Origin of the sequence: Streptococcus sp. 27098_8_66 (assembly GCF_041431945.1) — a bacterium.
GTDB lineage: Bacteria > Bacillota > Bacilli > Lactobacillales > Streptococcaceae > Streptococcus > Streptococcus dentalis.
Genome location: NZ_JAPVYS010000010.1, coordinates 71,981 through 78,363, shown reverse-complemented (window position 1 = coordinate 78,363; position 6,383 = coordinate 71,981). Strand labels below are relative to the sequence as shown.

Below are 6,383 nucleotides of genomic sequence, written 5' to 3'. Positions count from 1 at the left end.
TAAGCGGGTGTAGTTTAGTGGTAAAACTACAGCCTTCCAAGCTGTTGTCGCGAGTTCGATTCTCGTCACCCGCTTTGAACGTTTTGTTCATTTTACCAAGTTTTTAACTTGGGCGCGTAGCTCAGGTGGTTAGAGCGCACGCCTGATAAGCGTGAGGTCGGTGGTTCGAGTCCACTCGTGCCCATTAATAGTATGGTCCGTTGGTCAAGGGGTTAAGACACCGCCTTTTCACGGCGGTAACACGGGTTCGAATCCCGTACGGACTATATATTTGGAGGATTACCCAAGTCCGGCTGAAGGGAACGGTCTTGAAAACCGTCAGGCGTGTAAAAGCGTGCGTGGGTTCGAATCCCACATCCTCCTTAATATTAACGCGGGATGGAGCAGCTCGGTAGCTCGTCGGGCTCATAACCCGAAGGTCGTAGGTTCAAATCCTGCTCCCGCAATTTGGCTCGGTAGCTCAGTTGGTAGAGCAATGGATTGAAGCTCCATGTGTCGGCGGTTCGATTCCGTCTCGCGCCATCAATTCAATAATCAGGAAGGGTAGCGAAGAGGCTAAACGCGGCGGACTGTAAATCCGCTCCTTCGGGTTCGGGGGTTCGAATCCCTCCCCTTCCATGCTTTACGGGCATAGTTTAAAGGTAGAACTAAGGTCTCCAAAACCTTCAGTGTGGGTTCAATTCCTACTGCCCGTGTTAATAATTATGGCGGGTGTGGTGAAGTGGTTAACACACCAGATTGTGGCTCTGGCATGCGTGGGTTCGATCCCCATCACTCGCCTATTTATTAATATTATTATTGGGGTATAGCCAAGCGGTAAGGCAAGGGACTTTGACTCCCTCATGCGTTGGTTCGAATCCAGCTACCCCAGTTAAATTTATGCCGGCGTGGCGGAATTGGCAGACGCGCTGGACTCAAAATCCAGTGTCCGCAAGGACGTGCCGGTTCGACCCCGGCCGCCGGTATAGATTGAAAGACAAGGTTTTCGGACCTTGTCTTTTTTTATTTGATTGTTGAATTTGTAACGCTGAGTTACTTAAAATTACTAATTTTATAACAGATCATCTAATTTATCCGCTAATTTTTGTTGCTTGCTTGGATACAAATGTGAGTAAGTATCTATTGTTGTAGTTATAGATGCATGGCCTAATCTTTCTTTTACGACAAGATAATCTTCTCCTTGATTTATTAGTAGGGAAGCATGTGAATGCCTGAAGTCATGAATTCTTATCTTTTTTAAAGAACAATCTCTTTGCAATATTTTTTTATATTGTTTTTCGATTGAATCTTTAGTTATTGTAATCGGGCTATTTTGAAATATCTGTAGATCATCTAGGTTGGTTGTAAATTCTTTCAATCTTTCATGCTGTATCTGTTTCCACTCTTCTAGTGTCTCTACTAGTTTGGTATTCATGATGATTCTTCGAGTTCCAGCCTTTGTCTTTGTGCTACTAATGTGTTCTTCACCTTTTTTGACGTATACTGATTTACTTACATGGATTGTATTTGTTGAAAACTCTATATCCTTCCACGATAGAGCAAGAGCTTCTCCCAGTCTTAGACCAGTAAAAAATAGAACTGTGAATAGTAATTTTATATTGTATTCTTCGTTGCTAAATAGTGTTAAGAAGTGCTTAAATTCTTTTACTGTCCAGAAATTTAATTTTGCTTTTTCTATTGGTAATTTTTTCAGTAATCCTACGGGATGTTCCTTGTAAAATCCCTTTCTTAATCCAACATCCATAATTTTCTTTAGTAAAATTATAATTTTATTAATAGTATTTGGACTTAGCTTCTTTTCTGAGTTTTGAGCATTTTTATCTCTTAGATGTTCTCTGAATTGATAGATATCTTCATAAGTTAATTTAGCTACATCATCAACTTTTTCAAAATAGTTTTTTATATGCCTGTTATAGTTGTTTTCTTGTGTATCTATATAGCTTTGTTTTCTGTTGTTTATTTTATCCTCTTCTTTTAAGAGATCATAAAGGATATCAATTGATATTTTTGAGTTGAAACTTTTTTCTTTAAGTTCGACACTTCGTAAGTATTGTTCGGCCTCCAATGCTTCTTTTTTAGTTTTGAATCCTTTTCTTACAATTCTACGTTGTTTTAGAGATATTGGATTTATACCATTGGAAACATCGACAATCCAAGTTCCGTCTATATTTTTACGTAAAGCCATAAGTTACGCTTCTTTCTGGAGTTCAATTCCTAATAGTTCTTCAGCGACACTGGCTGGAATTGTACCTATCCGTTTGTTATCGTAGATATTAAAACCACGATTCACTAATAGTAATTTGCCAGTATGGATAATCTTTCTTGCAGTTCCTGGAGCAAATCCAAGTTCGATAAGGTCATCTTTTGTTACAGTTTTAATCATGTTATCTCCTTTTCTAATTAGATTAAGTAAGGGGAGGATTTACTCCCCTTGTCTGATACTTATTTTTGTTTTACATCTACTAAATGGATAGCATCCGCCTTGTAATACATTGTCGTGCTAATCATAGTAGCTTGTAAATTGTCAAATGTAACTGGTACTTCATCCATTGCTTGGATATAGTCATTATCAACCAAGGCATCTGGATTGTCTACTGATACTTGGGTTGATTTCTTTTTGAATTGTCCATCTTTGATCGTTACATTGTATTTCCAACCAATGATTTTATCGGTATTAAAACGTCTTTCGCTACCATCTCGGTTTTTGATAATTTCTCCGTTTGCATCTGCTCGGACTTCCGTTTCAAATTTTGGAATGACTTCATCCAATTCAAATTTTGTTCCAATGTTATTAAAATTCCAGTCATTTTGTGAAAGCATTTTTGCCATAATTAATTTCTCCTTTTGATATTTTCTTTGATTGTGGGGATCAAATCCTCTCTTTTAAAGAGAATTGCCCTTTCTATTAATCCACTTGCTAAATCTGGTGGATATTCCATATTGTTGAGTGCGAGATAGTTAGTCTTCTCATACTCATGCAGTAAGTTATTGTCGTATAGAAATTTATACGCTTTTAGAATAGCTCCTGAACCTTTATAGGTAAACCATTCTAATTTTTGTTCTAGTTCTGTTTTTGGTTTTGAAATAATGATAGAGACGGGTTTTGAGTGACCTAAAAACTTTTCCCAAGATCTCAAAGGTTTTGAGAAGTGACTATCACTATAGAATCTCACTTTTTCTTTGAGATATCCCTTGGTAAAGTTGAGAAGATCTATTTCTGAATGCAACCATTCTTGAATGAAGTAGTGAGCTTTTTCTTTCCTAAGTTCTAACTCAGTTCTTATCCAATTTTCTATATACCGCTTGCTGATACCGAGCTTCTCAGCTCGTTCTAAACGCTTATCGTAAATTCTAAGTCTTTCATCATCATTGGGCTTTCTTAAATATAAGGTCTGGCCGATTGTTTCATCTCCGTAGGTATTGTAGTAGGTGCTTTTTCCATATATAAAGCGTTTTTTCTGACAAACCTTTAGAAGCTGATTAGGAGTGAAATAGGGTGTTTCATTAAAATCATCTATCGCAATATCAATTCGTCTTACTGAAAATTGATTGTAATTGTAGTAGAGGTTGTTCAGAAACTGTCTTTCGGACAGACTATTTGGATCTAATACCATATCTCTATAGAACTCGAGTGCCTGTCCTGACATGACAAGCATGTAGGACGACTCTTTCGCTCCATAGTAGATACGGATATTCCCATAATGAAGCTGGCTATCATAGTTATAGTATTTAAGGCTCCCTTTATTCTCAATAAATAGGTCATAGTCAAGAAATAGAATGTCTTCGATTATTTCTCTTGGCGAAAATTCAGTCTTATCAAACTGAATTTGAATCCAGTCAAATACAGAACGTAAATGTTCATTTTTTGCCATAGATTTTGATTCAACTTTTTGCCTAAATTTGCCACCCTTAAAATCTCCGAAACCCTTGGCAATACTGAATTATTTCGATGGTACACCTAACTTGCAGAGGGTGGTGTTACTACACACCCTATCGGTCAAAAATGGTCCGTCCGCATCTACGCTCATTTTCGGCTTTCTGCCTCATGGCTCAGCCGAAAACTCGCTATTAGCCGAACCTATTTTTTGACCTCTTGTTAACAAACCCTAGTAAGCCGGTTTGCATCGACTCTTCAATATCTTGGATTTTCTTTTTTAGGTTGGAATTCTCAATTTTTATCAGTCGCATTTCTCGCTTAAATTCCTGTTTTAAGGCGCTCAGTTCATCGTAGAGCTCATCTATTACTTGGTTTAGGGATTCTTGCTCATTGTCTGCTAGACTCCCAAATACGGATTGTATAGCCTCTTTTAGACCTATTTCAAGTTTTAGTTTAGCTAACTTTTGAAATTGTCTAAGGTCTTCGTCTGTAAAATCATAGGCAACTGTATAACTTAATTGATGAGTTCTGGGATTTCTACTGATAGGAATTTTAATTTTTTTAAATTCCTTGCCACTTATCTCTTTAATCAGTTGAATCCAATTTTTAAGAGTAGAGGTAGAGTTTAGGCCAGAAATTTGATTGACTAACTCTTTATTGGTCATCTTTTTGTGAAACCTCCGAAATTTTCTTGTGCAACTGAAGAGTTTTCTGTGGTATAATTGTTACATAATATGTTTTGATCTTGGAACGAACGGCACATTTGTTTCAAGATTTTTTATTTTGTCGAATCTTACCTCCTTTATTAAAATTTTTTAAATCGAATACTAGTTACATACGCTTTTACCTCCTTTTATGCTATAATATTCTCAATGGAATATTCAATCTCAAAATAAATATTCCTTATGGAATAATTCTATTTTATACCGTTTAGAATATTTTGTCAAGTAAAAATATACGATTAAGAATATTTATAGGAGACTTATGTATACAGAGGATTATAAATTTTCAGATAGATTAAAAACTCTCAGAAAATCAAAAAAATTAACTCAAGTACAAATATCGGAATTAATTGGAGTTCAACAAGGGACATATTCTCGTTGGGAGAATGGAACGTTAGAACCAGGATTAGAATTCGTTGTAAAGTTAGCAAATATCTTTGGTACTACTACAGATTATTTGCTGGGACAAAAACCTTATTCAATTATCAGTAGTTTACCTCTAGAACAATTAGATCTTACCAATATTGCAAACTTTTCAAAGGATGAGTTTGATATTTTGAAACATTCAATAGCAGTTTCGGTGGCAAGAAATAAAATAAAGGCAACAGAACTAAAAGATAGAGTTATAGAAAAAAATCAGTTGTCAGAAAAAGATGCAGAACTTTTGAATAAGATTTTTGAAGAAGTTAAAACTTATTGGGAAAATTAGGAGGACGCTAGTCTTCAAAATTCCCTCCCAAAATGTGTCCAAAATATTGACAGAATTCTAGCTTTTCATTATAGTTCTTATGGAACTTTTTTTCTACAACAAAATAGGCTCCATAATATCCATAGGGGATTTACCCACTACAAATAGTATAGAGCCGGTTTTATTAATGTCCTGCATTTCCTAATAAGTTAACCATGACAACACCAATGATAATCAAAATTAAACCGATAATGCTATAAACATTTAGTGTTTCTTTGAAAATCATTACTGCGATAGAGGCTGTCAAAACTAAACCGACAGCTGACCATGTTGCATAAGCTATTCCTAAAGGAATTTTTTGCATTGCTAGTGATAAGAAATAGAAACAAACGCCATAGCTAAGTAGGGCAGAAACGGTTGGAATAGGCTTTGTAAAACCGTCTGATAATTTCAAAAGGTTAGTTCCCAATATCTCTCCTACAATGGCGATAAAAAGATAAAAGTATGACATGTCTTTAACCTCCTATATGTCATGTTTTTGCTCTAAGAGCTATTATAGCTATCCGTTTTTTATAAATCTTGGCACAAGTCATGAGAATTTGTAGTAAAACTGTGGCAGACACTTTTTCAGAACCAATAGCTGATAAGTTTAGTATATCATAAGATAAATTTTAAAAAAAGTCTTGATTTATTTCAATGTCTTGCGTGGTCTCGATTTTACTGGTAAAATTACTTTTAAGAACTTTAAAAAAGAGGCTTCTATATTTGACAAAACAATGACTTGTTGTCCCGAATGTGGGCATCCTTTGGAGAAAAAATTTTTAAAAGATGAGGGAGATATTCCTTATTGTTCACAATGTGCGAGTTTTCGTTTTCCAGTCTTTAATACAGCAATTAGTGCGATTTTATTTAATGAAAAACATGATAAGATTCTCTTGATTAAGCAATATGACATGGCTGAGCATATTTTGCTAGCTGGTTATGTGTCTAATGATATTCACAACCAATTTCTACAATCATTAAAGGCAATTAATTTAGCCTCTCTTATTACGGATATGGGTAATAAAATTGCACAAAACTAGTCCAAAACTCTTTT

At 35.5% G+C, this 6,383-nt stretch carries 8 protein-coding genes and 11 tRNA genes; 13 read left to right on the top strand and 6 right to left on the bottom strand.

Annotated elements, in window-relative coordinates; genetic code table 11:
• Window positions 1–3 precede the first annotated feature (3 nt).
• From O3642_RS07955 to O3642_RS07905, 11 genes are all read left to right on the top strand, one after another.
• Window positions 4–74, top strand: a tRNA-Gly gene (locus O3642_RS07955).
• A gap of 36 nt (window positions 75–110) precedes the next feature.
• A tRNA-Ile gene (locus O3642_RS07950) sits at window positions 111–184 on the top strand.
• 10 nt (window positions 185–194) lie between these two features.
• Window positions 195–266, top strand: a tRNA-Glu gene (locus O3642_RS07945).
• Between the two features lie 7 nt (window positions 267–273).
• Window positions 274–363, top strand: a tRNA-Ser gene (locus O3642_RS07940).
• 9 nt (window positions 364–372) lie between these two features.
• Window positions 373–446, top strand: a tRNA-Met gene (locus O3642_RS07935).
• 3 nt (window positions 447–449) lie between these two features.
• Window positions 450–522, top strand: a tRNA-Phe gene (locus O3642_RS07930).
• Between the two features lie 15 nt (window positions 523–537).
• Window positions 538–618, top strand: a tRNA-Tyr gene (locus O3642_RS07925).
• A 6-nt stretch (window positions 619–624) separates the two neighbouring features.
• A tRNA-Trp gene (locus tag O3642_RS07920) sits at window positions 625–695 on the top strand.
• A gap of 12 nt (window positions 696–707) precedes the next feature.
• Window positions 708–780 (top strand) — tRNA-His (locus O3642_RS07915).
• A 19-nt stretch (window positions 781–799) separates the two neighbouring features.
• A tRNA-Gln gene (locus O3642_RS07910) sits at window positions 800–871 on the top strand.
• Window positions 872–881: 10 nt separating this feature from the next.
• Window positions 882–965 (top strand) — tRNA-Leu (locus O3642_RS07905).
• Between the two features lie 86 nt (window positions 966–1,051).
• Here the strand turns inward: O3642_RS07905 and O3642_RS07900 are convergent.
• The 5 genes from O3642_RS07900 to O3642_RS07880 all read right to left on the bottom strand — a co-directional run bounded on the left by O3642_RS07900 (window position 1,052) and on the right by O3642_RS07880 (window position 4,542).
• A complete protein-coding gene (locus O3642_RS07900) occupies window positions 1,052–2,185 on the bottom strand; it encodes a tyrosine-type recombinase/integrase (protein ID WP_371605743.1) in 1,134 nt (377 codons plus the stop codon).
• 3 nt (window positions 2,186–2,188) lie between these two features.
• The gene (locus tag O3642_RS07895) at window positions 2,189–2,383 is read right to left on the bottom strand and encodes a DUF3173 domain-containing protein (RefSeq protein WP_000598356.1); all 195 of its coding nucleotides are present in this window, start codon (window positions 2,381–2,383) and stop codon (window positions 2,189–2,191) included.
• Between the two features lie 59 nt (window positions 2,384–2,442).
• The gene (locus O3642_RS07890; protein WP_001096843.1) at window positions 2,443–2,829 is read right to left on the bottom strand and encodes a hypothetical protein; all 387 of its coding nucleotides are present in this window, start codon (window positions 2,827–2,829) and stop codon (window positions 2,443–2,445) included.
• 2 nt (window positions 2,830–2,831) lie between these two features.
• Window positions 2,832–3,935, bottom strand: a complete 1,104-nt coding sequence (locus tag O3642_RS07885; protein ID WP_371605744.1) for a replication initiation factor domain-containing protein — start codon at window positions 3,933–3,935, stop codon at window positions 2,832–2,834.
• Window positions 3,936–4,068: 133 nt separating this feature from the next.
• A complete protein-coding gene (locus O3642_RS07880; protein WP_049518300.1) occupies window positions 4,069–4,542 on the bottom strand; it encodes a hypothetical protein in 474 nt (157 codons plus the stop codon).
• A 319-nt stretch (window positions 4,543–4,861) separates the two neighbouring features.
• On the opposite strand from O3642_RS07880, the gene O3642_RS07875 reads away from it, so the two are divergent.
• The gene (locus O3642_RS07875; protein ID WP_049518301.1) at window positions 4,862–5,308 is read left to right on the top strand and encodes a helix-turn-helix transcriptional regulator; all 447 of its coding nucleotides are present in this window, start codon (window positions 4,862–4,864) and stop codon (window positions 5,306–5,308) included.
• A 163-nt stretch (window positions 5,309–5,471) separates the two neighbouring features.
• On the opposite strand, the gene O3642_RS07870 is transcribed toward O3642_RS07875, so the two are convergent.
• Window positions 5,472–5,798 carry a multidrug efflux SMR transporter gene (locus O3642_RS07870; RefSeq protein WP_009732038.1) on the bottom strand — a complete coding sequence of 109 codons (327 nt, stop codon included), beginning with the start codon at window positions 5,796–5,798 and terminating at the stop codon, window positions 5,472–5,474.
• A 190-nt stretch (window positions 5,799–5,988) separates the two neighbouring features.
• Here O3642_RS07870 and O3642_RS07865 point away from each other — a divergent pair, with 190 nt between their 5' ends.
• Complete coding sequence (locus O3642_RS07865; RefSeq protein ID WP_247943199.1) at window positions 5,989–6,369, top strand: NAD(+) diphosphatase; 381 nt, start codon at window positions 5,989–5,991, stop codon at window positions 6,367–6,369.
• Window positions 6,370–6,383: the final 14 nt, after the last annotated feature.